The organism is Micromonospora sp. NPDC050276, assembly GCF_044459545.1.
Taxonomy (GTDB): Bacteria; Actinomycetota; Actinomycetes; order Mycobacteriales; family Micromonosporaceae; genus Micromonospora.
This window is the reverse complement of record NZ_JBITJA010000011.1, coordinates 1-26,415: the sequence shown is the minus strand read 5'-3', so window position 1 is coordinate 26,415 and position 26,415 is coordinate 1. Positions and strand designations below refer to the sequence as shown.

Below are 26,415 nucleotides of genomic sequence, written 5' to 3'. Positions count from 1 at the left end.
GGGGTGGGCTGGCCCGGCCGGATCGACTCCAGCGACGGATCGGTGGCGTCGGCCGGCTCAGACCTCACGCAGCTCCTCGACCTCGTCGGCGCAGCCGAGCACCTGGCAGATCTCGGCGGTGACGTCCGCCGGCATCATCCCCTCGTGGGTGCAGAGGGTCAGCAGCCTCTGCGCGGAGATGCCCAGGTTGGCCAGCAGGTCGGCGACACCGACCGGGTCGGCCTCGGGATCGACGACGGGCTGCTCGCTCTCGTCGTCACCGGTGGTCACCGGGCGTGGCTCGTCGTCACCGTCGAGCCCGGTGACCGAGGTCTTCAGGTCACCGACCAGCAGCGACCCCAGCTGCGACTCCTCGGCGTACGCGGAGTCCGAACCGAACACCCGTAGGTCCTCTCCCTCGTCGAGGCGCAGGATCACCAGGTACGCGTCGTCGGCCTCGACGAAGAGCAGCGACACGTCGGCCTCCTGGTCGACGTCCCGCAGCCGGTCAGCAACCTCGTCGATGTCGGTGGCGCCACGCAGGCTGACCTCGGCGGCGGTCCAGCCACTGTCGTCGCGCACCACGGCCGCAGCGAAGTACGACACGGTCCCCCCAATAGCCCTCGACACAGCGTCGACTCGTTACGCGTGCACGTTAGCCGGTCGGGTCGTCGGGCGACCCGTCAACGCCCCGAAGGGCGGGTCATTCCTGACAAAGTCGGATCAGCCGGCGACCCGACGGCGGGTGGCGATGAGCTGGCGCAGACGCTCGGTGCGCTGCCGCTGCGGTCGGCTGCGCTGGCGGACCGCCCGGGCGCCCGCCAACTCGGCCAGCAACTGCAGGCGGCGGCGGCTGCGATCGGAATCCTGCCGCGGAGTGGTCCAGGCCATAGTCCTGAGCGTGCCGAGTCTCGGCGGCCACGTCAAGACGGCGTTCGCTACGCAGCCAACCGGGCACACCGTGCAGTCATCGGCGGCCGTTTCGAGGCCTGTCCGTGCCGGTCACCACAGCGGCCAGTCACCACTGGTGGCCCAGCGGACCGCCACCACGGCGGCGGCGATGCTCCAACCACCCGCCGTGACGATGGCGACCCCGGTGGCCACCCCCCGGTCCCCGTAACGGACCAACACCAGGGCGGTGACCCAGGCCAGCAGACCGGCGACCACCGTCCACCACGCGTAGCTGGCCACATCGGTGCCGAGCAGGCCGAACAGCAGCAGCCAACCGGCCGCCGCGCCGCCACCGGCGGCGACGCCACCACCGGTGATCGGGTGCGGTTCGCGGTAGGTGGGCCGGGCCGGCGGTCCGGAGGGGAAGAGACCCGACGGCGTATGCGGCACCGGGCGGGCCGCACCGAGATCGGGGCCGGGCTCGGGTCGGACAAAGGTCACCGTCGCTGCCCTCCCCTCACGCGTGCCGCTCGTGCCCACGGTACCGGCTCTGTCAGGATGACCGGATGTCCTCGCCGACGATCAGCCGCCGCGCTCGTCCGGCGTACCCGATTCTGCTGCTGCTCGCCCCGGTGCTGGCCGCCGGCTGCGCGACCACCCGGCCGGGGGTGCCGCCCGACGGCGCCGCGCCGACGCCACCGGCGGTCTGGGCGACCGCCGACCAGCCGGCGTCGCAGTCGCCCACGCCGACGGCGACCGACCCGAGCCGCCCGGCGCCGTCGTCGGCCAGGCCGTCGGCGACGGCACCCCGCACCGGGCTGCGGCATGTCTTTCCGGTACCCGCCGACGACGTCGACTACCACCCGACGCACGGGGCGTACCCGGCGACGGACCTGTTCGCCGACTGCGGTGAGCCGTTCGTGGCGGTGACCGAGGGGACGGTGCTGGAGGTGAGCCGCGTCGACCGGTACCGCAAGCGTGGGCCACAGGGGCCGGACAACGGCGGCCTGTCGGTCTCGTTGCTCGGCGACGACGGGGTGCGCTACTACGGTTCGCACCTGAGTGTCGTGTCCAGCGGCATCGACGCCGGGGCGCGGGTCCGCGCCGGGCAGCAGCTCGGCAAGGTGGGCCGCACCGGCAACGCGAACAACGTCTGCCATGTGCACTTCGGTATCTCGCCGGCGTGCACCGGTAAGGACGGCTGGTGGATCCGGCGCGGGGTGATCTGGCCGGCGCGTTACCTGGACTCCTGGCGGCGTGGCGGCAACGAGGAACCGGCCGCCGAGGTCACCGCGTGGCAACGCCGACACGGCTGCCCGAAGGCGCCCTGACATGGCTCGCGCGAGAGATCCCATCGCCGACCTGCGCCGGATCGCGTTCCTCCTGGAGCGGGCCAACGAGGCCACCTACCGGGTGCGGGCGTTCCGGTCGGCGGCGAAGGCGCTGGCCGGCCTGTCTGCGGCCGAGCTGACCGAACGGGCCGGCAACGGCACGCTCACCGAGTTGGCCGGGGTCGGTGACGTCACGGCCCGCTGCGTGGCGGAGTCCCTCGCCGGTGAGGAGCCGGTCTACCTCCGCCGGCTGGTGGCGACCGAGGGCAGCGACCTGGACGCCGAGGCCACGGCGCTGCGCGCCGCCCTGCGCGGCGACTGTCACACCCACTCGGACTGGTCCGACGGCGGCTCACCCATCGAGGAGATGGCGCTGGCCGCGGTGGAGTTGGGCCACGAGTATCTAGTGCTGACCGACCACTCGCCCCGGCTGACGGTGGCCCGGGGTCTGACCGCGGACCGGCTGCGCCGGCAGCTCGACCACGTGGCGCAGCTCAACGCGGCGCTGCCCGAGGGTTTCCGGATCCTCACCGGCATCGAGGTGGACATCAACGCCGACGGCTCGCTGGACCAGGACGACGACCTGCTGGCGCGGCTCGATGTGGTGGTCGGGTCGGTGCACAGCGGTCTGAAGGACGAGCGGTCGAAGATGACGCGGCGGATGCTGACTGCCGTCGCCAACCCGCATCTGGACATCCTCGGCCACGTCACCGGCCGGATGGTGTCGTCCCGCCCGGCCGGCGTGACCGGTCCGGGCGACCGGGGGCACCGCGCGCGTACCCGGGCGGAGAGTGACTTCGACGCGGACGCGGTCTTCGCCGCCTGCGCCGAGCACGACACCGCCGTTGAGATCAACTCTCGGCCGGAGCGGCAGGACCCCCCGAAGCGCCTGATCCGCCGCGCACTGGAGGCTGGCTGCCGGTTCGCCATCAACACCGACGCGCACGCGCCCGGCCAACTCGACTGGCAACGCTTCGGCTGCGAACGCGCCGCGCTCTGTGGCGTCCCCGCCGACCGTGTGATCAACACCTGGTCCGCAGAGCAACTGGTGGCCTGGACGCACGACCGCCGCTGACCAGCCCAAACCCAGCCCCTCCGGCGGCCCCTCGGCGGCCCCGCGGCGCTGGTCCACTCGGCGGCCCCGCGGCGCTGATCCACTCGCCGGCCCCGCGGCGCTGATCCACTCGCCGGCCCCTCGGCGCTGATCCACTCGCGTTTCTTGATATCGGGGCGTCCCGGTCCGTCGGACACCCCGATTTTCAGGAAGCCGAGTCGATCAGCTGGTCTGTCAGCGGCGGGCGGGTTCGGCGGCGGGAGCGGCGGGAGCGCCGACACCGACGACCGGGCTGCTCCGGCGGCGGCCGAACACTCCCTGCGAGACCGCGACCCCGATCAGCACGATCAACGCGCCGACCGGCTGGTGCCAGTTGAGTCGTTCGTCGAGCGCCACCGCGCCGATCAGCACCGCGAAGATCGGGATCACGTACGTCACGGTGGACGCGGTGCTGGCGCCGGCCACCCGGATGTTGCGCATGTTGATCACGAAGGCGAGCCCGGTGCCGAGCGCACCGAGGGTCAAAACGCTTGCCACCACCCCGGGCGACAGCTCGGTGGGCAGCGGCGGCAGGCCGGCGACGAACGGGGTGACGATGGCCAGTTGCACGGCGGCGAGCAGCAGCTGCGCGGCAGAGAGCGACAGCCCGGAGTGCGCGCTGCCGGCGACGAACCGCTTCTGGTACGGGATGGCGACGCCGTAGCAGGCCGCCGCGCCGAAGCACATGAGCTGCCCGGTGAAGTGCGCCCCGCCGATGCCCTCCCACACCCCGAGCACCACCAGCACGCCGACGAAGCCCAGCCCGAGCCCGACCGCACGGCGCAGGGTCAGCCGCTCGGTGCGGAAGACCAGCACCGCCAGCGGCAGCACGATCAGCGGTGTGGTGGCGTTCCAGATGCCGGCCAGCATCGACTCGACCCGCTGCTCGCCGTAGCCGAAGAGGGTGAACGGCACGGCCACGCCAAACGCGGCGACGACGGTCAGGTGCGCCCAGACCCGGGGCTCTCGGGGCAGCCGGTCGCGCAGCATGGCGAGGACCACCAGCAGGGTCAGCGCGCCGGCGACGACCCGGTAGAGGGTGAGTTGGACCGGGTGCAGCTCGGCCACCCCGACCTTGATGAAGAGGAAGCTCGAACCCCAGATCGCGGCGAGGGCGACGAAGCCGGGCAGCCAGGCGCGGACCGGCGCTTTGTCAGGAGTGGTGTCGGTGGTCACCCCTGACACTCTGCCGCAACCGTACGACAAAGTCGCGCGCCTTTCGGCCACCGCGCTGTGCCCCGACCCGCAGCTCGAACACGACAAACGCAGGCGACACCGGGGTGGGGTGGTCACGTAGGGTCGCAGCGTGGGACGAATTGATGAACTCGCCAACCGCTACGTGGCCGAGTGGGCGCCGTTGAGCCCCACCGGCGCGACCTTCGTCGGCATCGCCGGCCATGACGACCAGCTCGACGACCTCTCGCCCGACGGCTACCGAGCCCGTGCGGACCTCACCCGCCGGACGCTCGCCGAGCTGGAGGTGACCGAGCCGGAGACCGAATTGGAACGGACCGCCAAGGAGGCCATGCAGGAGCGGCTCGGCCTGGACCTCGCCCGGTACGACGCCGGCGAGGTGACCAGCGAGGTCAGCGTGATCACCAGCGGGCTGCACGAGATCCGCATGGTGTTCGACCTGATGCCGACCGCGACCAGTGACGACCAGGCCAACATCGCCGCCCGACTCAACGGCTTCGCCGGCGCGCTGGAGGGCTACAAGACCACGCTGCGTGAGGCCCTCGCCGCCGGTGAGGTCAGCTCGAAGGTGCAGCTGGTCGAGGTGGCCAAGCAGTGCGACATCTGGGTCGACCCGACCGGGGACAACTTCTTCCACGGGCTGGTCGAGCGGCTGGGCGCCGAGGGCACGGTCGGCTCGGAGCTGCGTCGGGGTGCGGCGGCGGCGACCGCGGCGACCGCCGAGTTCGGCCAGTTCCTGCGTACCGAGCTGGCCCCGCACGGCCGCGACAAGCAGGCCGCCGGCCGGGAGCGGTACGAGCTCGCCTCGCAGTACTTCCTCGGCGCCAAGATCGACCTGGACGAGACGTACGCCTGGGGCTTCGCGGAGCTGGCCCGCCTGGAGGCGGAGATGCGCGTCGTGGCGGGGCGGATCGCCGGCTCCGGTGCCACCGTCGACGAGGCCGTGGAAAGGTTGGACGCCGACCCGGCCCGGACCATCCAGGGCAAGGAGGCGTTCCGGGACTGGATGCAGGCGCTGGCCGACAAGGCGATCAGTGAGCTGCACGGCACCCACTTCGACATCCCGGAGCAGGTCCGCCGCATCGAGTGCTGCCTCGCCCCGACCAGCGACGGTGCCATCTACTACACCGGCCCGAGTGAGGACTTCTCCCGGCCGGGTCGGATGTGGTGGGCGGTGCCGCAGGGCATCAGCGACTTCTCCACCTGGCGCGAGGTGACCACGGTCTACCACGAGGGCGTGCCCGGTCACCACCTCCAGGTGGCGCAGACCGCCGTCCGGGCCGACCTGCTCAACCGCTGGCAGCGGCTGCTCTGCTGGGTCTCCGGGCACGGCGAGGGCTGGGCGCTCTACGCGGAGCGGCTGATGGACGAGCTGGGCTACCTGGAGGACCCGGGCGACAAGCTGGGCATGCTCGACGGCCAGGCGATGCGCGCGGCCCGGGTGATCGTGGACATCGGCATGCACCTGGAGCTGGAGATCCCGAAGGACAACCCCTTCGGTTTCCATCCGGGCGAGCGGTGGACGCCCGAGCTGGGCTGGGAGTTCATGCGGGCGCACTGCCGGGTGCCGGACGAGAATCTGCGCTTCGAGCTGAACCGCTACCTGGGTTGGCCGGGGCAGGCGCCGTCGTACAAGGTGGGTGAGCGGATCTGGCTCCAGGCCCGCGAGGACGCCAAGGCCCGCAAGGGCGCGGACTTCGACCTGCGGGAGTTCCACCGGCAGGCGTTGGACCTGGGTGCGCTGGGTCTCGACCCGCTGCGGCGGGCGCTGGCCCGGCTCTGACCGAGTCACGGCTGCGCGCGTCGGCGGTACGACGGTTCCGTCGCCGCGCGCAGCCGCCCGTCAGCCGAGGGTGAGCGCCAACGCCGGGCGGGCGGTCAGCGTGTCGCTGGTGACGTACGCCAGGTCGATGGCCGGATCGGTGAACGTGATCGGGATGGGCGAGGTGACCGGAATGCCGTCCGGCAGCGGCAGGTCCGGGGTCAGTGTGATCTTGATGCCGAGCAGTCGGCCGACGAACCGGGTCGCGTAGAAGGCCACGTCACCCCGGACGGTCAGCTGGTCGGTCGCGTACCGCTGGTTGCGCCCTTCGGGACCGTCGGCGCGCAGCAGGAAGTCGGCGGTCACCGCCTCCCGCATGCTGAACTTCAGCACCTTGAGGTCGCCCTTCACGGTGTGCAGGTCCGTGATCCCCTCGAACCGCAGACCGGTCATCCGCACCGACGACCCGGTGAGCTTCGACGGCGTCTGCGCCACCGTGGGCAGGGTCGGGTCGGCGGCGATACGCGGCAACGGCTTGCCCGGTTGCACCGCTCCCGGCTGGCCGGGCGGCGTCGTGCCGGGCTGGCCCGTGCCCGGCTTGCCCGGAATCTGCGGGGGACAGTCGATCGGCCCGGGGCGAGGCGTCGCCGTGCCGGTCGGCCGCGCTCCGGGCGTGACGGTCGGGCTCACCGAAGGAGCGGCCGAGTCCTCCTGTCCGACGCCGAGCAGATCGCCGATTCCGTCCAGGATGTCGGTGAGCACGTTGCCGTCCCGCTCCGGGCTCGGGGTGGGCGCCGGCGTGGCCGCGCTGCGGCTGGGCGACGGGGTGACGGTCCGGGGCGGGGTGGGGCAGCCGGTCGAGGCCGGTCGGTTCGGCGCGGCCTGCACCGCTCGGGGCTGGCTGGCCAGGCCGATCGCCGCCAGGCCGAGGACCACGAGGGCGATGGCGAAGGCCCGCGGGTCGGCGGCACGTCCCGGCCACTCGGGCGGCGCGCCCTCGTCGGACGCCCGGACCACCGGATGATCGGCCCGCTCGACGCCTGGCGACTCGGCACCTGACCGCTCAGCACCGTCCCGGTCGACCTCAACCCGTTCGACACCGTCCGGGTCGACGCCAACCCGGTCGGCGTCGGCCTGGCCGACCTCAGCCCGGTCGGCGTCGCCCTGGTCGACACCGTCCTGCTCCAGTTCGGCCTGCTGGGTGCTGGAGGGTGCGGGGCGGGCTGGCGTCCAGGCGAAGGCGAGCGCGCTGCCGACGATGCCGAGTAGGAGGCCGACGAAGAAGCCGCCGAGGTTGAGCCCGATCAGCGAGTACACCGCGGTGACCGCCGCGACGACCGAGTAGAACAGCCGCTGCGCCGGGGTGAACCAGAGCAGCGCGCCGCAGGTGACCAGGATGACCGGGATCAGCAGCGAGAGCAGGCCGGTCGCCCCACTGCGGAAGCTGAGGCCGTTGAGGGTCATCCGGGTGGAGGCGAACATCTCCAGCCCGGCCAGGACGATGAGCAGTCCACCCCAGAACGGCCGGCTGCGCTGCCAGCGGCGAAAGAGCCGCCACGCCTGAGCCGGACCACCGGGCCGGGCGTGGGACGGGTTCGCGGTTGTCACGTACTCCTCCTGGCCGAGCGGAAACGGGGACCTGGGCCCGGCCCGCGGTGTTGACCACCGCGGGCCGTGGCTCAGCTCAGAAGCACTCCTTGCCCTTGGCGTCGTCACCCACGTTGACCTTGAGCCGAAGGCCGACCAGGTTGAACGTGGCCGCCGTGGTGTAGCGGGACACCTGGCGCAGGTTGGTGATGGTGACGTGGTCGGAGTTCTGGCCGAACGAGCCGGCCTGCGCGGTCGGGTTCAGGTCGGTGGCGTCCCGGCCGATCTTGATGTTGGTGAAGGTCGCGTTGCCGTTCAGCGAGTCCATCGCGATCAACAAGTCCTTGGCGCGGGCGGGTTCCTTGCCCTCGCCAGCGTTGATGGTGAGCACCACCGGCAGGCCCGGCAGGTCGGCGCGGACGGACTGGCAGAGGCTGTACAGCTCGGCGCTGCTGATCTCGGAGAGCGCGATCGGGTGGACCTCGCCGGACTTCCCGTCCTTGCCCTTCTCCCGGACGACGCCGCCGTACTGCTTGAAGCCGTCGCCCTCCAGGCGGTCGGCGCCAATCTTGAACGTCTGCCCGGAGACGGTGATGTCGGACGCGATGGCGCCGGTCGACATTCCAAACAGGATGGCACCCGCGGCCGCCGTGGCGGGCACCATCATGGCGGCGAACCGCCGCCATCGGGTACGACCCTGACTGTCAAACCGATCCTGCACGGGCTCCTCCTCGGGGTCGATGCGCGCGAGTGGCCGGTCCCGAACTGGCGGCCCGCACCGGGCCCGTCGTCTGTTACCAGCTGGTAACCATCGGGCTTGATGGTGCACCCGTTGCGGCGCAGGTCACAACCCCCGGATTACCGGGCGGTAACAGTCGGGCGACCCGACGGAGGGGAGGCATCACAGATCGTCAACAACTTCGCCGCCACGAACCTCTGATATGCCGACAAGACGGGCACAGTGCGGAGGTGAAGTCAGCGCAGGGTGACACTGCATTGACTAATTACAATCAAGTAACAAATGTAAAGCATGCAGGTGCATGGGTTGTCACATGACTGAGGGGTGGACCCCATCGCGGTCCACCCCTCGGTCGCACATCCAGCAGTACGCGCGTCAGCGCTGCTCCACCTCGCCCGGAGCCGGACGCTGGGTCGGCACCGTCGGGTCCTCCGACTTCCAGTTCGTCGAAGCCGGCGGGATCTCGTCGGTCAGCGGCCCGCCAACCGGCTGCGGCCGGGGCTGCTCGACGGTCTCCGTGTCGCGTACCGGCTCCTGGTCCACCCGGGTAGGCGCGGGGTCGGTTTCCGCCGGCTCGGCGCGGTGCCGGGCCGTCCCGCCCTCGGGTCGGGTCACCAGCCACACACCGAAGACGACCGCGAGCAGACCGAGGACACCAGCGACGATCGGACCCCAGAAACTGATCAGGCCGATCTTGAAGCGGTTGTCCTTGACCGTCTCGACACTGCGACTGACCGTTTCGTCGTTGTAGTTGAAATCCGCGTCGAGCAGCACCGTGGGGGTGCCGACGTTGGGACGCAACTCCTTGTGCTGCTGCTCCCGCACGTTCACGTAGGAGCCGGTGACCGGGTCGACCCACACCGTCCGGATGTTGCTGTACACGATCTGACCGCTGGTAGCCCCCGGCGCGAATTTGCCGACCAACGTCTGGAGGCTGCTCTCCGGCGTGGCCAGCACCTCGTTCTCGATCCGCTGCTCGAAGCGGTACGCCTCGATGCCCTTGATCTTTTCGGTGCCGACGAACTTCGCCGGGGTGGCCCGCTTCAGATCACGGTCGAAAATCTGGTAGTCGCGCTTGGCGGTGCCGAACGGGAACTTGTAGATCTGGCCGGAGTACTTCACGTTGCCGACCGGAGTCCCGTCCGCCCCGGTCTCGTTGAGCCACTGTTCCTTCCACGAAGCGGCCGCACCGGAGATCCGGTCGAGAGCGAGCTCGGTGCTGTACTGGCTGACCACCACCTCCGGGCTGTCGGTACGCCGGACCGTCTGGTAGACGTCCCAGATCACCGCCTCACCCTTGAGGTCCTTGGGCAGCCGGTCCCTGGTGTCCTCAGGCTGCGGAATGACCTCGACATTGGACGTGAGGTCGCCCTGCTGGACCTCGATGGTCGCCGAATCTCCGACGCGGGTGATCTTCAGGAACTTGGCGTTCTTCGCCTCGGCGACAGACGTCGTCGGCTCAAGATCATAGGGGAGCTTGGTCACGGCGGGGGCCACATAAAACGGCAGCCCGGCCGCGAAGACCAGCAATAAGACGCCAAGCCCGAAGAGCGCGGCGCCCACGCGAAGCTTCACTCATCCTCCTGTAACCTGCCGCCCTACGACCTGTTGTCCGGGGCACCCGATCCTTAACATGGCGGGAGGTTACTCCCCGGTCACCTTCAAAGCGACCCCCTGGATGTCCAGATGTCCACAGCCGCCGCGCCAACAGTTTCGGAGCCTTCGGTAACCGGCCGACTTCCCGCCCTCGACGCGCTGCGAGCAATCGGCGCGGTGGCGGTCGTCGGTCACCACGTCGGGTTCCAGACCGCCGTCACCATGAACACCATCTGGGGCGGCTGGCTGGCTCGGCTGGACGTCGGCGTCGCCATCTTCTTCGTACTGTCCGGGTTTCTGCTGTTCCGGCCGTGGGCCCTCAACGCCGCGACGGGCCGGGCCCGACCCCGGGCCAAGCGTTACCTGTGGCGGCGGGCGCTGCGCATCCTGCCCGCCTACTGGTTGGCGATCGCGGTCTGCCTGATCGTCCTGCCACAGAACGGGCAGGCGTCCGTCGCCGACTGGATCCGCCACCTCACCTTCACCCAGATCTACCAGCCCGGGCAGTTGCGCGCCGGGCTCAGCCAGACCTGGAGTCTCGCCACCGAGGTCGTGTTCTACCTGCTCCTGCCGCTGATCGCCGTACTCACCGTGGGCCGGTCCTGGCGTCCTGTCCGGACCATCGTGATCGTCAGCGGGAGTGCGTTGCTGACCGCGGGATGGCTCATCCTGATGGGGCTCGGCTGGCTCGACACCACCCTGCACACCATGTGGTTTCCCTCGTACGCCGCCTGGTTCGGCGCGGGCATGGCACTGGCGGCGGCGCACGCCGCCCTGCGCACCGGGACCGCGCCCGCGGTCTTCCGGGTCCTGGACGACCTGGCCTCGGCGCCGGTCACCTGCTGGGCCGCCGCCGTCGGCCTGATGGCGATAGCGACGACACCCGTCGCCGGCCCCCGCGACCTCGCCGAACCGACGGCCGCCGAGTTCGGCGTCAAGCTGGCCCTGTATCTCCTGATCGCGGCGCTGATCCTGATCCCGGTGGCCTTCGGCGGGCCGAGCCGGGCCAAGGAGATCTTCGGCAGCTCGTCCGCCCGGTGGCTCGGCGCGGTCTCGTACGGACTGTTCCTGTGGCATCCCATGGTCATCGAACTCATCTACCTGGTCGACGACCGACCGCTCTTCTCCGGCGGGCTGCTCAACACCTTCGCCCTCACCATGGCCTTCGGCCTGGTCTACGCCACGGCCAGCTACTACGGCGTCGAGCGCCCCCTGCAACTGCTCGGTTCGCAACGTCGGCACCGCCGAACCGGGCCTGGGCAGGCATCCGGGACCCCGGCCGCCGACGTGGCCGCACCGGCCACCACCGCGCCGACCGTCGCCGGCACGCCGGTGCCCACGGTCGGCGGGTAGCGCCCGGCACTGGCCCATCGGGGCATTGCCGGCCGGCACACCAGCCCCTAGTGTGACGCGGGTCGCTAAATTACTTGAGAGTAGGGTTCGCGTGGAGCGTCGCTTCGGCATGCCCGGACACGTGTTGTTCCTCAACTGGCGAGACACCCGCAACCCCGAGGGTGGCGGTTCCGAGGTGTACGTGGAGCGGATCGCCGCCGAGCTGGTGGCGCGCGGTTTCCGCGCCACCCTCTTCTGCGCCGCCCACAGCCAGGCCCCCGCCGACGAGGTCAACGAAGCGGGCGTACGGCTGGTACGACGCGGCGGCCGCCACAGCGTCTACCTCTGGGCGGCACTCTGTTACGTCGCGGGCGCGCTGGGCATCGGCCCGCTGGCGGCCCGCCGTGGCGGGCGACCCGATGTCCTGGTCGACGTCTGCAACGGGTTGCCGTTCCTCGCCCCACTGTGGGCCCGGCGCCCGGTGGTCAAGCTGATCCACCACGTGCACCGCGAGCAGTGGCCGGTCGTGCTTCCACAGTGGGCGGCCCGGTTCGGGTGGTGGATCGAATCGTCGCTCGCCGTACGCCTCTACCAGCGGTGCCGGTATGTCACCGTCTCCGAGGCGACCCGCCGCGAGTTGGCTCTGCTCGGCGTACCACCGGAGCAGGTATCCGTGGTGCACAACGGCACCCCGACGCTGCCCCACACCGACGTCGAGCGGGCGACGTTCCCGCTGCTCGTGACCCTGAACCGGCTGGTGCCACACAAGCGGGTCGAGGTGGCGCTACGGGCCGTCGCGGCCCTCGCCGACGAGCTGCCCCAACTACGTCTGGTCGTCGCCGGTCAGGGCTGGTGGGAGTCGCACCTGCGTGAACTCGCCGCGGAGCTGGACATCACCGAGCGGGTGGATTTCCGCGGCTTCGTGACCGAGGAGGAGAAGGCCGCCCTGCTCGCCTCGGCCTGGGTGGCCCTGACCCCGTCACTCAAGGAGGGCTGGGGGCTCACCATCGTGGAGGCGGGTTCGGCCGGCACCCCGACGGTTGCGTTCCGGGGAGCGGGCGGAGTCGCCGAAGCGGTCGTCGACGGGCGTACCGGCCTGCTGGCCGACGACATCGACGACTACCTGATGAAGGTGCGCACGCTTCTGCACCGGGATGAGCTGCGGCGGGAGATGGGCGCCCAGGCCCGGGAGCATGCGGCCAGCTTCACCTGGCAGGCTGCGGGTGGACGCTTCGAGGCGATCCTCAGGGGTGTGGAGTCGCCCCGCCCAGTGCGGCGGCGGGGCGAGCCGTCCTACCTGTCGCCGTAAACCGCGGGGGCGTACGGGTCCTTCTTCCCGGCCCGCTTGGCCGCCTCCGAGACGAGCTTGGCCTCGTTTGCGGCCTCCTCGTCGGTGGCGGTCGCGGCGGCCGAGATCCCGCCGAGAGCCAGGATCCCCAGCAACGCCGCCACCAGGCCAGACACGACCAGGGTCAGAGCTCTACGCATGCCAATCCTCCAATGGCGAGACGTGCGAGCGGACGTTACCACGCGGTAGGTCGCCGGTGAAGTGCCGAAACGGCGGCAGCGATGACCACCAGAAGGGCAGCGCCGAGCGCCGCCACCACGGCCAGTCGGGCCGGCCCGGACCCCGCCGCCTCCCGCACGGTCGCCGGATTGCGGTACAGCGTCAGGAACGGTCCGTCGTGGACGCGCTCCAGGCCGCCGACTACCTGAGAGTCCACCTCACCGGCGGACTCGTGCTGCACCAGGACCCAGCGCACCCCCGTGGTCCAGACCGGACGCCCCTCAGCCAGCGCTCGCCGAATCTCGCGGACGCGCGGATTCTCGCCGGCCACCACGACGTCGCCGACCCGGAGCGTGTCGTCGGTCAGCACCGTCCCCGGCAGGTAGCGGGGCGCCGGGTCCAGGACGACCCGGCCAGGGTTCCACGGGTACGCGCGGTAGGCGCTCAGCGGCAACGCGAGAATCTCCCCCGGCTCCTCCTCGATGTGCTCGGCCACCCGCTGCCACTCCGCCGGATAGCTCACCGGACGAAGCCGACCGGCACCGCCGAGGGCGAGGTCCGGCAGGACCGCCACCGGCAGGAACAGCAGACCGACCAGGATCACCCCGGCCACCTCCCGGTCGACCCGGGCCACCAGCCGCTCGGCCCCCAACGCCGCGCAGACCACCAGCAGCAGGGCATACGGGGGCAGGAACTTCTGGCCATCTCGCAGCAACCCCGCGCCCGGCAGGTGCACCACCGCCCAGCGCAGCGCGGCATCCCCGCCGGGGAGCACCCCGAGCGCGGCGAGCAGACAACCGGCCCCGGCGAGCACCGCCAGCCGCGCCGCCCCACCCGGGGGCAGCCGCCGCCGCAGCAGCCCCGCACCGACACCGGCCAGGATCAGCAGCACCGCTGTCGCCACCGGGACCAGTGGCGTGGCGCGACTGGCGGGGGTGGCCTGCGCGCTCCAGATGCCTCCGGTGCCGGCCAGCGCCACCAGCGGGCCGGCCCAGTTCTCCGACCGCGCCGCGAACGCCGCCACCCCGGCCGGGTCGGAGGAACCCCCGGCACCGGTGACCAGGGCCGCGACCACCCAGGGGGCGTTGAGCACTCCGACCGCGGCCAACGCCTGCCGCGACCGGTGCGGATGCATCCGCTGCGACACCAGTAGCGACCGGCGCGCACGCATCCGGTCCGACGTCAGCACCAGCACCGTGCCCAACGCGATCAACCCACCGGTCGGCGTGATGGCGGCGGGAGCGGCGGCGAGCACCACCCGGGCGAGCGCACCGGCGCGCCCCGCCCGCAGGTCCAGCGCCGCCCGCACCAGCCAGGGCAACGCGGCGTACGCGAGCAGCAGCCCCCACTGCCCGATCAGCAACCGCTCGGCGAGGTACGGCGTCCACGCGTACGCCACAGCGGCGAACAGCCGGACCGCGCGCCGGCCGGTCGGCACCAACCGGCCGGCGCCGACCGCGGCGAGGAAGACCGCCCCGGCGAGCGCGAGTCGCTGCACCACCCAGCCCGGCACGAGCTGGGTGACCAGCGAGACCAGTGCGTCCATCGGCACCGCCCGGGGCAGACTCTGCGCCGGGGCGACGAGATCCCAGGTCAACGGCTGCCGGGGTACGAACACCATGTCGTACAGCAACGCGTAGCCGGGCGCGGCCAGCGGGGCCAGCACCAGCACCGTGACCGCCGCCGCGACCGCGTACAGCGGGAGCGTGTCCCGCCTCCGCCGAAACGGTGCGGCCGCTACGCCGTCGGTCGGGTCAACCATTCACGACGCCGGCACCGCCCGGCCGACGGTGATCAGTTCGGTGCACACCCCGACCCCGGGCGTCCGCACGGTGACCTCGACGGCGTCCCCCGCACCCTCCAGCAGGAAGAACACATCGTTCAGCCCGCGCCGCAGGGTGATCTCGCGCGTGGCGTCCCCGAGCCGGAAAAGCGCGGTCGAGTCACCCGAGCTGAGGTAGCCGAAGTGCACCACGTACGGCCACTCCACCAGGTACCCGTCCAACGGGATCCGGGTGGGTCGACCGCCCTGCGCCAGGTGCCCACAGCCGTCCACCGGGCCGGGCACGATCTTCCGGCCCTGAACCACTACCGGCCGGATCCGGCCGAGGTCGTCGAACGTCGACGGTCGGGCGGCCTCCGTCACGAAGGTGGGCCGACGCTCGGCCGGGCGGAAGAAGTGCGACTGGAGATTGTCCGGCCAGAAGTAACCGGCGACGACCCGGTCCGGTACGGCGGTGTCGAAGAAGACGGTGCCTGGCGGCGCGGCGGCCAGCTCGGCCTGCGTCGTCGCCAGATAGTCCCGGCCGTACTTCGTGCTCCAGTTGTCCCCGAAACGGGCCGTGCTCCACAGGGTGCCCACGCCGATGGTCGCCAGGACGACGATCATCGAGACCAGGCCCACCGCGAAGGCGCCCGGCTCCCGCAGGACCGTCGGCACCGGCCACGCCGACACCTCGTCCTCATCGGTGTCCCTGATCCCCAACAGGGCCGCACCGACACAGATCGCGGCGACCAGCACCACGTCGGCGACGTACCGGGGGACGACACCGATCAGGGGACCGAGCGGGCCGCCCAGCCGGGTGACGGCGAAGAGCGTGGCGACCAACCCCAGGTAGGAGGCGAGCAGCAGCCAGGCCCGTCCGGCCGACGGCCGGCGGCGGACGGTGACCACGACGAGCGTCGCCAGCACCGCCCAGGACAACCACTTGGCGATGTCGTACGGGTCGACGAGCGGGGGACCGTCACCGGCGTAGCTCCAACGCCAGGGGCCGCCGAGCAGGCCCGGCACCACGGTCTTGCCGATCAGGTCACCGAGGAAGTTCAGGACCTGACCGACCGAGGTCGGGTCCCGCAGTTCACCGGAGGGACGGGTCAAGTAGAACGCCAGGTACGCCCCCGACAGCGCGCTGAGCACGAGCCAGGCCGGCCAGTACCGACGGATCGCCGTCACGAGGCTGCCCCACACCCCACCGGAGGTGAAGAGGAAGACGGTCAGCAGGAACAGCAACGGCACGATCAGCAAGGACTTGGTGTCGAAGAGCAGGCCGAACACCACCCAGAGCGCGACCGCCACGAGGTGCCGCAGGCGACCGGTCCGCACGTACCGGACCTGGGCCGCCACCGCCATGACCAGGGCCAACTGCATCGGCAGTACGAGCAGCCCGACCAACCACAGCGAGGAGACCTCAAGCGTCAGCGGGCTGAACACGAACAGGCACAGCGGGATGAGCAGACCCCAGCCGGGCCGGAGCAGATCGCGTAGCAGCCGGTAGAGAGCGACCCCGGTCGCCGCCTGGCCAACAGCCAGCAGCAGCACCCACGGCCAGGTGGCGAAGCCCGCGGCTCGCACCATCGCCCACGCCACCAGCAGCCCGCCGGGCATGAGGTGGTTGTTGAACGTGCGCAGGAGATAGTCCGCGTTCAGCCCGGTGTCGAGAACCTGGGCGGCGATGACGAACTCGTCCTGCGAGAACCAGCCACGGGTGGCGAGGCCGGCACGCCAGGCGACGGACACGGCGATGAGGAAGATCGCCACGGCGCGGACGGGGTCGGCGCGGAGCCATCGGCCGATCGGCCCCGGCCCGTCGCCGTCGGACGCGACGCGTTCCGGATGCGTCTCGGCCTCAGCTTCTGGCATTGACATGGTCGGCAGCCTGCCACACGCTTACACGCCGTGGGGACGGCCGTTCTCCCGATAACGCCACCGCAGCGCCCCTGGTCGCCCGTCCGTGCCCGGTCCGGATAACGTCGCGCGACAGTCGTCGGCTGCAGGTGCGCGTCCGGCCGGTGAAGACAGGAGCCGAAATGCGTGCAGAGGTGGCCGGTGGCGCCGCTCCGGGGTCCAGCCGTAGCCGGCACACGGCCCGACGGTTCCGGCACCTGGTCATCTGCATCGCTCTCACCGCCCTCGCCTTCCAGCAGGCCCCGGGCCAGGTCGTCCCGGACACCAAGGTCGACCTGAACGTCAACCCGGCCGGATGGCTGCTCCGCTCGCTGCACCTGTGGGACCCCACCGGCACGTTCGGCCAACTCCAGAACCAGGCGTACGGCTATCTCTGGCCGATGGGCCCGTTCTTCCTGCTCGGCTCGGAGCTCGGCCTCGCGCCGTGGGTGGTGCAGCGGCTGTGGTGGGCACTGCTCTTCTGCGTCGCCTACCTAGGCGCCGCACGCCTGGCGGGCCGGCTCGGCATCGGAACGCCCGCCGGGCGCATGATCGCCGGCGTCGCCTTCGCGCTGTCACCCCGCATCCTCACCCAGCTCGGCTGGTCGTCGGTGGAGGCATGGCCCAGCGCCGTGGCCCCCTGGGTGCTCATTCCGCTCGTCGGTCTCACCGCCGGCACGCGACTGCGACGCGCCGTCGCCGCGTCGGCCCTCGCCGTCGCCTGCGCCGGCGGGGTCAACGCCACCGCCGTGTTCGCGGTGGTGCCACTGGCCCTGCTCTGGCTCGCCACCGTCCAGCCCGTACGCCACCGGGTCACCGCCATCGCCGCCTGGTGTGGCGCGGTGGCCCTGGCCACCGCGTGGTGGTTGGTTCCGTTGCTGGTCCTCGGCCGGTACAGCCCCCCCTTCCTGGACTACATCGAGACCGCCCGCAACACCACGAGCGTCACCGACGCGGTGACCACGCTGCGCGGCGCCTCCTACTGGGTCGCCTACCTGGCCTCCCCGTTCGGACCGACCATCCCGTCCGGTGCGCGACTCGCCAACGAGGCGGTACTGGTCGCCGCCACCCTCGCGGTCGCCGCCCTCGGTGTGCTCGGGCTGTCCCGACGCGGGATGCCGCACCGCCGGTTCCTCATCACCGGTCTGGTGCTCGGCGTCGCGCTCGTCGGTCTCGGGCACGTCAGCGACCTGCCGAACATCCTCGCCGGGCCACAGCGGGAGTTCCTCGACGGCGTCGGCGCCCCCCTGCGCAACGTGCACAAGTTCGACGTCCTGCTCCGCCTACCCCTGTGCCTGGGCATGGCGCACCTGATCGGGCTGGCCGTCCGGGCGGCACGCGCCGCGCCGGAGCGGCACCGTCCGCGAACCGTCGCCCGCGCCTGGCTGACCGCCGGCACCGCCATCGTCGCCGTCACGGTGGTCGCCACGCCCGCGCTCGCGGGCGGACTCGCCACCCCGGGCAGCGTCAAGGAGGTGCCCGGCTACTGGCACGAAGCCGCCGACTGGCTCGACGCCAACACGGGGCGCGGCCGGGTGCTCGTGGTACCCGGGGCGCGCTTCCCGTCGTACGACTGGGGCAACACCACCGACGAGATCACCCAGCCGCTGCTCAACAGCCGGTGGGCGGTACGCAACGCCATCCCCTTCACCCCACCGACCACGATCCGGCTGCTGAACGTGATCGAGTCGACGCTCGCCACCGGCTCCGGGTCGACCGGCCTGGCGGACCTGCTGGCCCGGTCCGGGATCAGCCACGTCCTGTTCCGCGCCGACCTCGACCACGGCCGCTCCGACACGGCCCGCCCAGCGGTGGTCCGTCAGGCGCTGGAGCGCTCACCCGGACTGATCCGTGTCACCTCCTTCGGCCCGCTGCGTGGCGGGCCCTCGTCCCCCGACGGGTTCCGCGACCATGGGCTCGACGTGCCCGTCCGGGCGCTGGAGGTCTACCGGGTCGACCGGCCCGTCGAGCCGGTGGTCGCCTACGACAGAGCCGACGTGACCACCGTGGTGGGTGGCCCGGAATCACTCCTCGACCTCGCCGCGGCAGGGCAGCTCGGCTCGGCACCCACCGTCCTGGCCGGCGACGCGTCGGCTGCCGACGTCGTCGGCCCGGTGGCGATGACCGACGGGCTCCGCCGGCGCGACGTGTCGTTCGGCGGACTGCGCGACAACACCTCCCAGACACTGACCGCCGACGACACCTTCGAGGTCGCGGCGCCCGCCCACGACTACCTGCCCGAGTGGGGCGCACAGCGGTCCACCGTCGCCCGCTTCGAGGGCATCAGCGCGATCCGCACCTCCACCGCCCGCTCGCAGGTAGACTCGCCCGGCGGCGCCCGGCCCGAGCACCAGCCGTACGCGGCGATGGACGGCAATCCGGCGACCTCCTGGCAGTCCGCGCCGTACTCACCCAGCGACCGTCAGTGGATCGAGGTGGGCCTCGCCAACCCGACGACTGTCACCCGGGTCGAGGTGTGGTTCGACCTGAAGGCCGATGCCCTGCCCACGACGGTGACAGTCAGCGCCGGGTACGAGAGCAGCACCGTCGAACAGTTCACCGATCACATGGTGTTCGAGCTGCCCGGCGTGCACGCCACCCGCGAGGTCCGGGTCTCGGTCGACGGCGCGTACGACCTCCGCCCGTTCGGAAACGGCTCGGTCGGCATCGCCGAGATCAAGATTCCGGGCATCCAGACCAGCCGCACCCTGGTCCTTCCCGCCGCACCGGTCACCGACCGGCCGGCGACCGTCGTCGTGTCGGCGGCACCCACCACGCCGGCCTGCTTCTCCGTCGACGGCCACCCACGCTGCTCCACCGATGCCATCCGTGGCTCCGAGGACGCGTCCACCATCGACCGGACCCTGACCCTGCCGACGGCCGGCGGGTACGACGCCAAGCTGTGGGCGCGGCCGACAGCCGGCCCTGACCTGGACAACACCCTCGACAAGTTGGTGACCAACGCGCAGCCGCTGCGCCTCGCGGCGCAGATCAGCGCCTCCTCGACGGCCGTGCCCGATCCGACCGGACGGGCCGGCGCGGCGCTCGACGGGGACCCGGCGACCAGCTGGTCGCCGGCGAACGACGACGAGGCACCGATCCTGCGGCTCAAGTGGCTCAAGCGGCAGACCATCACCGGCCTCCGCTTCTCGGTCGACGACAAGACAGCCGCCACCCGTCTGGGCAGTGTGCGGGTGGTCGGCGACGACGGCTTCCGCAGCAGCCTGCTCGGCGACGACGGGCTGCTCCGCCTGGACCCGCCGATGCGGACCGACGAGATCACCATCCAGTTCCTTGACAAGCCGTCCGCCACCAGCACCGACCCGTACAGGCTGCGGTTGCCGGAGCAGTTGCCCGTCGCGGTCGGCGAGGTGACAGTGCTACCCGGAGCGCCCACCGTCGCACCGAACCTCGACACCCCTCTGTCGCTGGCGTGCGGATCGGGTCCGACGCTGCAGATCGGCGCGTCGCGAGTGACCACCTCGCTCCGCGGCACCCTCCGCGACCTGCTGGAAATGCGCGAGATGCCGGTGACGATGTGCGGCCGGGACACGCCCCGACAGCTTGACCTCGGCAGCGGTGAGCACCGCATCGTCGCCACACCGAGCCAGCTGGCCTCGCCCACCAGGGTCGCCCTGGTGCCGCGGACGCCCGCGCCGGCCTCGGCGACCGCCAGCGCCACCGAGATCGAATCCTGGGCAGCTACCGAGCGCCGGGTACGGGTGGCCAGTCACCCCGTCGACCGGGTGCTCGCCGTGCGGGAGAACACCAACACCGGTTGGCAGGCGACCCTCGGCGGGAAGACACTCAAGCCACTGGTGGTGGACGGGTGGCAGCAGGGCTGGATCCTGCCCGCCGGCGCCTCCGGAGAGGTGCTGTTGCGGTTCACCCCGGACACGCCGTACCGGGTGGGGCTGCTCCTCGGCGGCGTCCTGCTCGCGGTTGTGGTCCTGCTCGCGGTGCTGCCCGTCCGACAGCCCACCGGGCGAACCCCGGCTGCCGCCGTACCGGGCGGCCGACGCCGGGTCACCCGCTCGTTGCCGCTGCTGGCTGTCGGGGCCGCCGCGCTGGTGCTGTGGAGCGGCCTCATCGGCGCTCTGCTGGTCGCGGCGGGGTTCATGCTGGCGGTACCCGGCCCACGCCGCCTACCCTGGCCGGCCGACCCACGTCGGGCCAGGACGATCAGCCGGACCGTCGAGACGTGGCTCCCGGGCGCGCTCGTCCTGCTCGCCGGGTGGCTCTACCTCGACTCGGCGCGGCGGAACACCGACGCCCTTGTGCAACTCACGATCGTCGTCGCCCTGGGTGCCCTCTGGCTCACCACCGCCGCCCGACGACGGCCGGTACGCCGGGCCACGCCGACCGCGGCCGGTCCGGCGGCTGCGCTGGTGGCGGAGGAACCGAAGCCGGACGCCGCCGAGCCGAACACCGCCGAGCAGGCCGAACCGGACGGGGCCGGGCCGGCGAGGCCGGATCCGACGGCGGGGCTAGCCGACGGGGAACTTCCGACCTTCTCGGAGATCACGTGAGGCTTCGGAAACCCGTCCGTCCGACGGCGACAGAGCCGACGGCTCGAGCGGCCGAGACGGCGGGGACGGGCCGACGGAACAACGGTCTCGGTGCCGCGGGGGTCAGCGTCACCCTGGCCGGCGTCCTCGTCAACGGCCTGGCCTACCTGGTCCCGGTGCTGGCCGCCCGGCGGCTCGACCCGGCTGACCTCAGCGCGCTCGCCGCCGCCCTCGGTCTGGTGGCCATCGTCGGTGTCCCTGGGCTCGGTCTGCAGCTGGCCGTCGCCGTGCACCACGCCCGGCACGGCTCTTCCGATACTCGCCGGCTCACCGCAGTCACCGCCGTGGTGTCCGCGGGAACCCTCATCGCGGCGACGCCACTGCTGGTCACCGCCCTGGATCTCCCGGTGGAGATGCCCGCGCTGCTGGCGGTCACCACTGCGGCGATCGTGCTCTCCTCCCGGTCCCTCGGAGAGTTGCAGGGCGGTCAGCGTTTCGTGCGACTCGCCATCGGGATGGCCCTGCTCGCCGCCGGCCGGTACGGCGGTGTGATCGTCGGGCTGCTGCTCGGCGCCGGACCGACCGGTGCGCTGGCGGTTGGCGCCTTGACCGCCGCGCTCGCCCCGGCGGTGCTGGCCCGACTCGCCCGCCAGCCCGGACGACGGTCCACCGCATCACGGCTGACCGCCGCGCAGGTCGTTGCCGGCTGCGGTGCGACTCTGGCGATGCTGGTCGTCTCCTACGCCGATCTGCTGTTGGCCCGGCAACTGCTGTCGCCGTCGGATTCCGGCGCGTACTCGGTCGGCACTGTCCTGGGCAAGGGCGCGCTCTGGGCGCCGCAGGTCGCCGCCGTCCTCGCCCTACCGCGGCTGGCTCGCGGTGACCGGCGCAGCCGAACGGTCGCGCTCGCGGTGACGGGCGGATGTGGCGTGGTGCTGGTCCTCGCCTCGGCGCTCGCCGGAGGGCTCGCCTTCCGTTTTGCCGGTGGGCCCGACTACGCCCACCTCGGCCGGTACGCGCCCCTCTTCGCAGCGGTCGGTGCGCTCTACGCGGTGACGTTCGTGCTGCTCAACGACCGTCTCGCGGTCGGTGCACGGTGGGCGGCAGCACCTTTGTGGGTGGGCCTGGCGGGCCTGGTGGCGGCCACCGCGACCCTACGTCCCCGTACCGTTCCCGGGCTGCTCCTCGCGGCCCTGGGCACGGCCATCGTCACCACCGCGATGATGGCCGTGGCGGCCCGTCGGCCAGCTCGGGCACCGGTGGTCGAGCCCTAGCTCTCCGCGAGCCAGTCGTTCAGGAGGCGGTGGTCGATCGCGTCCACCCGACCGAGCGGACGACCCGAGGCCGCCCGTTCCCGCAGCTCCGCCCGGGTGAACCAGCGCGCCTCCAACAGCTCCTCGCCGTCGACGCGTACCTCGTCGGACGTGGCGGTCGCGCGGAACCCCACCATCAGGCCAGCGGGGAACGGCCACGCCTGCGACCCCTGGTAGGTCACGTCGGTGACGGTCACGCCGGCCTCCTCGGCCATCTCCCGACGGACCGCGTCCTCCAGGCTCTCGCCGACCTCGACGAAGCCGGCCAGCGTCGAGTACGCGTCCTCGGCCGCACCCGCGTGCCGGGCCAGCAGACAGCGCCCCGGTCGACCGGGCGCCTCGACCAACACGATGATCGCCGGCTCGATCCGGGGGAACAGCAGGCGTCCGCACTCCCCACCGGCACAGGTCCGCAGGTGCCCGCCGCCGCCGGCGACGGCCGGCGCACCGCAGGTCCCACAGAATTGCTGCTGCCGGTGCCAGTGCAACAAACCCCTGGCGTACGCCTGGACGGCCGCGTCGCCGGGCTCCAGCCGCCCGACCAGTGCCCGCACGTCGACGGAGCGCGTCGCACCGGCCATCTCGACGGCGGACCGCTCGGGGAGCGCGGACAGGTCCGCGGCGAACACGGCGACGTCCCCGTCGAGCCCCAGGAAGACGGTCTCACCAGCGGCGGAGCGGACGAGAGCCGCGCGCTCCGCGCTGAGCCGAACCGGCCCGTTCCCGTCGACGAGACAACGGTCCCGCCACATCGGCAGTACCACCGTGGTCGGCTCGGTGATCAGCGCGCTCAACCGCGTCGGATCGGTGCGCAACGTGCCCGCCCGGTCCAGCCAACCGCCCCCGTACGCCAACACCCGTTCCGCAGTGTCCACCCGGCCACCGTGCCACGTCCGTGATCCGCCGCCGGCACCGCCCCCGGACTGGTACGACACGCCGGACGACACGCGGTAGCAGCGCCTGGTGGGCGCAGCCCACGAGGACGACCGGGCATTCGTTACCGTAGGTGCCTCCGGGAGGGAGGACCTCCTGCGGCACCCTGGCGATCGAGGTTGCAGTGACGCTGTACGGCGAAAAGAGTCCACCCGCCGATGACCGGCCCACCGTGCAGGTCACCGCGGTCACCTGGCCGGACGACGGATCTGAGCCGGTCACGACAGCCGCCGCTGGTGAGCCGGACGGCGGCCCGCGCCGCCAGCGTCGGATGCGGATGCTGCTCGCCGCCGGCGTCACCGGCGGCGTCCTCGCCGCGGTGGCGGGTGCCGGCGCCTGGGCGTACGCCGGTGATGTTCCCCGTGGCACCAGCGTGCTCGGCACCGAGTTGGGTGGCCGCAGCCGCGCGGACGCCGACCGCGAACTGCGGGCGGAGCTGGACCGGCGGGCGGCAACGCTCGCCACACCGCTGAAGGTGACCGTCGATGGGCGGTCCGCCGAGATCAACCCGGCCGACGTGGGGCTCGCCGTCGACGTGCCGGCGACCGTGGCGGCAGCGGCTGAGGCGGAGGCGCACCCGGTCAGCCGGCTGGTCGGCTCCCGCACGGTGGAGCCGGTGGTGACCGTCGACGTGGGCCGGTTGGACGACGCGCTCCGTAAGGTGCTCGGCGACCAGGCTCAGGGGATGACGATGCCGGCGATCACCTATCAGGGCACCACCCCCAAGGTCGTGCAGCCCAAGCCCGGGTTGGCCCTGGATCCGCAGCGTTCCGCCGAGGTGGTCCGCGCCGGTTGGCTGGCCGGCGCCCCGATCACCGTGCCCCTGGTGGAGCGCCACCCGGCGACCACTCCGGAGGAGTTGGCCCGCCTGGTCAACGAGCTGGCGAAGCCGGCGGTCGCCGCACCGGTCACCCTGCGCACCGACAAGGGCTCGGTGACGATCCCACCCGCCGCCATCGCGAAGGGCCTGCGCTTCAACGCCGACAAGACCGGCAAGCTCACCCCGTCGGTGGACGTCAAGCGGCTCCGGGCGGCGCTCGGCGACAAGCTGGCTGCCATCGAGGTGCCGCCGAAGGACGCCACGATGACCATCTCCGGTGGCCGTCCCGTGGCCACCGAGGGTCGGTCCGGGCAGCAGCTGGACACGGCAGCCCTGAGCCGGGACCTCCTGGCCGTGCTGCCGAAGGCGGACGGCCGCGAGGTGACCGGCGAGTTGAAGCCGGCGGCGCCGGAGCTGACCGGCGAAAAACTCGCCGGCCTGGGCATCAAGGAGCGGGTGTCCACCTTCACCACCCGGTTCACCGGGGGCATGGCCTCGTCACGCAGCCAGAACATCGCGACCATCGCGAGAAAGGTGGACGGCACCGTCGTCCTGCCCGGAAAGACGTTCTCGCTCAACGGTCACACCGGCGAGCGCGGCTACGCCCAGGGCTACCGGGACGCGCCGGTCATCCTCGACGGCAAGCTGGTGCCGGGCGTCGGCGGCGGCACCTCGCAGTTCACCACCACGTTGTTCAACGCGACCTACTACGCCGGCCTGGAGGACGTCGAGCACAAGCCGCACTCGTACTGGTTCGATCGGTACCCGGCGGTCATCGAGTCGACCATCTTCTGGCCGAGTCTGGACTTCAAGTTCCGCAACAACACCGAGTACGGCGTACTCATCGACACGTCGTACACCTCCAGCACGATCACCGTGTCGATCTGGAGCACGAAGATCTACGACAGCGTGAAGACCGAGTACGGGCCGCGCCGCAACATCACGTCGCCGAAGCAGATCCATCTGGAGCCCGGCCCGTCGTGCATCGAGACGAACGGCATCAACGGCTTCACCCAGGACGCCTTCCGGGTCATCAAGAAGGGCGGCGTGGTGGTCAAGCGGGAGAAGTTCACCTGGCGCTACGACGCGGAACCCCGCTACGTCTGCGGGCCCAAGACGTCCTGAGGTACCAATCGCCCGGCGGTCACTTCCGCTCTGCGGTTCACTTCCGCTCTGCGGCCACGTCGGCGGCGCTGGCGTGCGGCTCGCTGGCGTGCGGCACGTTGGCGTGCGGCACGTTGGCGTGCGGCACGTTGGCGTGCGGCACGTTGGCGCGCGGCACGTTGGCGTGCGGCACGTTGGCGCGCGGCACGTTGGCGCGCTTGCCGCCCTGCGGTGGCGTCGGCACCGTGCGCGCCTCCTGCACCCGGACCTCGGCTCGGAACCGGTGTGCCGCGGGGTGCCACATCTCCTCGAACGGACCCATGACCTCGCCACCGATGCCACGACGGCGGACCCGGACCGCTAGCCACCAGAGGGTTCCCAGGACCGCCGCCACGCAGCACGCGAACACCAGAAATATCAGCACGCCGCCCACGCGCTCAGCGTAGCCGCGGGCACCAGGCCCAGGACTGAACCGCACCGCACCGAGCTGGCGCGCTCCGCGACCGTCCTTATCGCCTTGATCGACTCGGTGTCAGGGAACCCGGTGCATCCACCGCCCCCGAACACCCCAACATTCCGGAACACCGAGCCGATCAACCGCAGTATGTATTGGGGCATGCAGAAAGGGCCACCCCGCGCTGGGGGTGGCCCTTTCTGAAAGATTGTCCGGCGGCGTCCTACTCTCCCACACCCTCACGAGTGCAGTACCATCGGCGCTGGAGGGCTTAGCTTCCGGGTTCGGAATGTAACCGGGCGTTTCCCCTCCGCCATGACCGCCGTAACTCTATCGACATATCAAACAACACCACACGTGGTCTGTTGTTCGTTCATCGAGAGTTGCACAGTGGACGCGTAGCAGCTTAGTAGTCAAGTCCTCGGCCTATTAGTACCGGTCAACTGAACCCGTTACCGGGCTTACATTTCCGGCCTATCAACCCAGTCGTCTAGCTGGGGGCCTTACCCCACCAAGGTGGGTGGGATACCTCATCTTGAAGCAGGCTTCCCGCTTAGATGCTTTCAGCGGTTATCCCTTCCGAACGTAGCTAACCAGCCGTGCCCTTG

20 protein-coding genes and 2 rRNA genes are annotated in these 26,415 nt (G+C 71.5%); 8 read left to right on the top strand and 14 right to left on the bottom strand.

Going from position 1 to position 26,415, the window contains the following annotated elements:
- Window positions 1-57: 57 nt before the first annotated feature.
- The 3 genes from ACIBF8_RS23265 to ACIBF8_RS23255 all read right to left on the bottom strand — a co-directional run bounded on the left by ACIBF8_RS23265 (window position 58) and on the right by ACIBF8_RS23255 (window position 1,371).
- The gene (locus tag ACIBF8_RS23265; RefSeq protein WP_396785569.1) at window positions 58-585 is read right to left on the bottom strand and encodes a tRNA adenosine deaminase-associated protein; all 528 of its coding nucleotides are present in this window, start codon (window positions 583-585) and stop codon (window positions 58-60) included.
- Between the two features lie 117 nt (window positions 586-702).
- A complete protein-coding gene (locus ACIBF8_RS23260) occupies window positions 703-870 on the bottom strand; it encodes a hypothetical protein (RefSeq protein ID WP_396785568.1) in 168 nt (55 codons plus the stop codon).
- Between the two features lie 111 nt (window positions 871-981).
- On the bottom strand, window positions 982-1,371 hold the full coding sequence (locus tag ACIBF8_RS23255; protein WP_396785566.1) for a hypothetical protein: 390 nt from the start codon (window positions 1,369-1,371) through the stop codon (window positions 982-984).
- A 65-nt stretch (window positions 1,372-1,436) separates the two neighbouring features.
- On the opposite strand from ACIBF8_RS23255, the gene ACIBF8_RS23250 reads away from it, so the two are divergent.
- Both ACIBF8_RS23250 and ACIBF8_RS23245 read left to right on the top strand, forming a co-directional pair.
- The gene (locus tag ACIBF8_RS23250; protein WP_396785565.1) at window positions 1,437-2,201 is read left to right on the top strand and encodes a M23 family metallopeptidase; all 765 of its coding nucleotides are present in this window, start codon (window positions 1,437-1,439) and stop codon (window positions 2,199-2,201) included.
- Between the two features lies 1 nt (window position 2,202).
- Complete coding sequence (locus tag ACIBF8_RS23245; protein WP_396785563.1) at window positions 2,203-3,276, top strand: PHP domain-containing protein; 1,074 nt, start codon at window positions 2,203-2,205, stop codon at window positions 3,274-3,276.
- A 213-nt stretch (window positions 3,277-3,489) separates the two neighbouring features.
- Here the strand turns inward: ACIBF8_RS23245 and ACIBF8_RS23240 are convergent, their stop codons facing one another.
- Window positions 3,490-4,470 carry a DMT family transporter gene (locus tag ACIBF8_RS23240; protein WP_396785562.1) on the bottom strand — a complete coding sequence of 327 codons (981 nt, stop codon included), beginning with the start codon at window positions 4,468-4,470 and terminating at the stop codon, window positions 3,490-3,492.
- Window positions 4,471-4,600: 130 nt separating this feature from the next.
- On the opposite strand from ACIBF8_RS23240, the gene ACIBF8_RS23235 reads away from it, so the two are divergent.
- On the top strand, window positions 4,601-6,271 hold the full coding sequence (locus ACIBF8_RS23235; RefSeq protein ID WP_396785560.1) for a DUF885 domain-containing protein: 1,671 nt from the start codon (window positions 4,601-4,603) through the stop codon (window positions 6,269-6,271).
- A 60-nt stretch (window positions 6,272-6,331) separates the two neighbouring features.
- On the opposite strand, the gene ACIBF8_RS23230 is transcribed toward ACIBF8_RS23235, so the two are convergent.
- From ACIBF8_RS23230 to ACIBF8_RS23220, 3 genes are all read right to left on the bottom strand, one after another.
- A complete protein-coding gene (locus ACIBF8_RS23230; protein WP_396785559.1) occupies window positions 6,332-7,858 on the bottom strand; it encodes a DUF6114 domain-containing protein in 1,527 nt (508 codons plus the stop codon).
- Between the two features lie 76 nt (window positions 7,859-7,934).
- Complete coding sequence (locus tag ACIBF8_RS23225) at window positions 7,935-8,558, bottom strand: DUF6230 family protein (protein WP_396785557.1); 624 nt, start codon at window positions 8,556-8,558, stop codon at window positions 7,935-7,937.
- 393 nt (window positions 8,559-8,951) lie between these two features.
- The gene (locus ACIBF8_RS23220) at window positions 8,952-10,151 is read right to left on the bottom strand and encodes a DUF3068 domain-containing protein (RefSeq protein ID WP_396785556.1); all 1,200 of its coding nucleotides are present in this window, start codon (window positions 10,149-10,151) and stop codon (window positions 8,952-8,954) included.
- Window positions 10,152-10,262: 111 nt separating this feature from the next.
- Here ACIBF8_RS23220 and ACIBF8_RS23215 point away from each other — a divergent pair, with 111 nt between their 5' ends.
- Together ACIBF8_RS23215 and ACIBF8_RS23210 are read left to right on the top strand one after the other, a co-directional pair.
- Window positions 10,263-11,525 carry an acyltransferase family protein gene (locus tag ACIBF8_RS23215; RefSeq protein WP_396785555.1) on the top strand — a complete coding sequence of 421 codons (1,263 nt, stop codon included), beginning with the start codon at window positions 10,263-10,265 and terminating at the stop codon, window positions 11,523-11,525.
- A 109-nt stretch (window positions 11,526-11,634) separates the two neighbouring features.
- Window positions 11,635-12,813, top strand: a complete 1,179-nt coding sequence (locus ACIBF8_RS23210) for a glycosyltransferase family 4 protein (RefSeq protein WP_396785554.1) — start codon at window positions 11,635-11,637, stop codon at window positions 12,811-12,813.
- On the opposite strand, the gene ACIBF8_RS23205 is transcribed toward ACIBF8_RS23210, so the two are convergent.
- From ACIBF8_RS23205 to ACIBF8_RS23195, 3 genes are read right to left on the bottom strand one after another with little or no spacing between them, the layout of a single operon-like run.
- Window positions 12,798-12,992, bottom strand: a complete 195-nt coding sequence (locus ACIBF8_RS23205) for a hypothetical protein (protein WP_396785553.1) — start codon at window positions 12,990-12,992, stop codon at window positions 12,798-12,800. The two genes, ACIBF8_RS23210 and ACIBF8_RS23205, sit on opposite strands and share 16 nt — an antisense overlap.
- A gap of 35 nt (window positions 12,993-13,027) precedes the next feature.
- The gene (locus ACIBF8_RS23200) at window positions 13,028-14,773 is read right to left on the bottom strand and encodes a hypothetical protein (protein ID WP_396785552.1); all 1,746 of its coding nucleotides are present in this window, start codon (window positions 14,771-14,773) and stop codon (window positions 13,028-13,030) included.
- Complete coding sequence (locus ACIBF8_RS23195; RefSeq protein WP_396785808.1) at window positions 14,774-16,651, bottom strand: hypothetical protein; 1,878 nt, start codon at window positions 16,649-16,651, stop codon at window positions 14,774-14,776.
- A 167-nt stretch (window positions 16,652-16,818) separates the two neighbouring features.
- On the opposite strand from ACIBF8_RS23195, the gene ACIBF8_RS23190 reads away from it, so the two are divergent.
- Window positions 16,819-21,204 (top strand): alpha-(1->3)-arabinofuranosyltransferase, encoded by a 4,386-nt coding sequence (locus ACIBF8_RS23190; protein WP_396785551.1) that lies wholly within the window; start codon window positions 16,819-16,821, stop codon window positions 21,202-21,204.
- Window positions 21,201-22,457, top strand: a complete 1,257-nt coding sequence (locus tag ACIBF8_RS23185) for a lipopolysaccharide biosynthesis protein (RefSeq protein WP_396785550.1) — start codon at window positions 21,201-21,203, stop codon at window positions 22,455-22,457. Before ACIBF8_RS23190 ends, ACIBF8_RS23185 begins: the two co-directional genes overlap by 4 nt.
- Here ACIBF8_RS23185 and nudC read toward each other — a convergent pair.
- On the bottom strand, window positions 22,454-23,371 hold the full coding sequence (gene nudC / locus ACIBF8_RS23180) for an NAD(+) diphosphatase (protein ID WP_396785549.1): 918 nt from the start codon (window positions 23,369-23,371) through the stop codon (window positions 22,454-22,456). The two genes, ACIBF8_RS23185 and nudC, sit on opposite strands and share 4 nt — an antisense overlap.
- 182 nt (window positions 23,372-23,553) lie before the next feature.
- Between nudC and ACIBF8_RS23175 the strand changes: the two genes are divergently transcribed.
- Window positions 23,554-25,374 carry a VanW family protein gene (locus tag ACIBF8_RS23175; protein WP_396785548.1) on the top strand — a complete coding sequence of 607 codons (1,821 nt, stop codon included), beginning with the start codon at window positions 23,554-23,556 and terminating at the stop codon, window positions 25,372-25,374.
- A 37-nt stretch (window positions 25,375-25,411) separates the two neighbouring features.
- Here ACIBF8_RS23175 and ACIBF8_RS23170 read toward each other — a convergent pair whose 3' ends face one another.
- The 3 genes from ACIBF8_RS23170 to ACIBF8_RS23160 form a co-directional block, all read right to left on the bottom strand.
- The gene (locus tag ACIBF8_RS23170) at window positions 25,412-25,786 is read right to left on the bottom strand and encodes a hypothetical protein (RefSeq protein WP_396785547.1); all 375 of its coding nucleotides are present in this window, start codon (window positions 25,784-25,786) and stop codon (window positions 25,412-25,414) included.
- A 231-nt stretch (window positions 25,787-26,017) separates the two neighbouring features.
- Window positions 26,018-26,134, bottom strand: a 5S ribosomal RNA gene (gene rrf, locus ACIBF8_RS23165).
- An 82-nt stretch (window positions 26,135-26,216) separates the two neighbouring features.
- Window positions 26,217-26,415, bottom strand: a 23S ribosomal RNA gene (locus tag ACIBF8_RS23160); the annotation flags it as partial.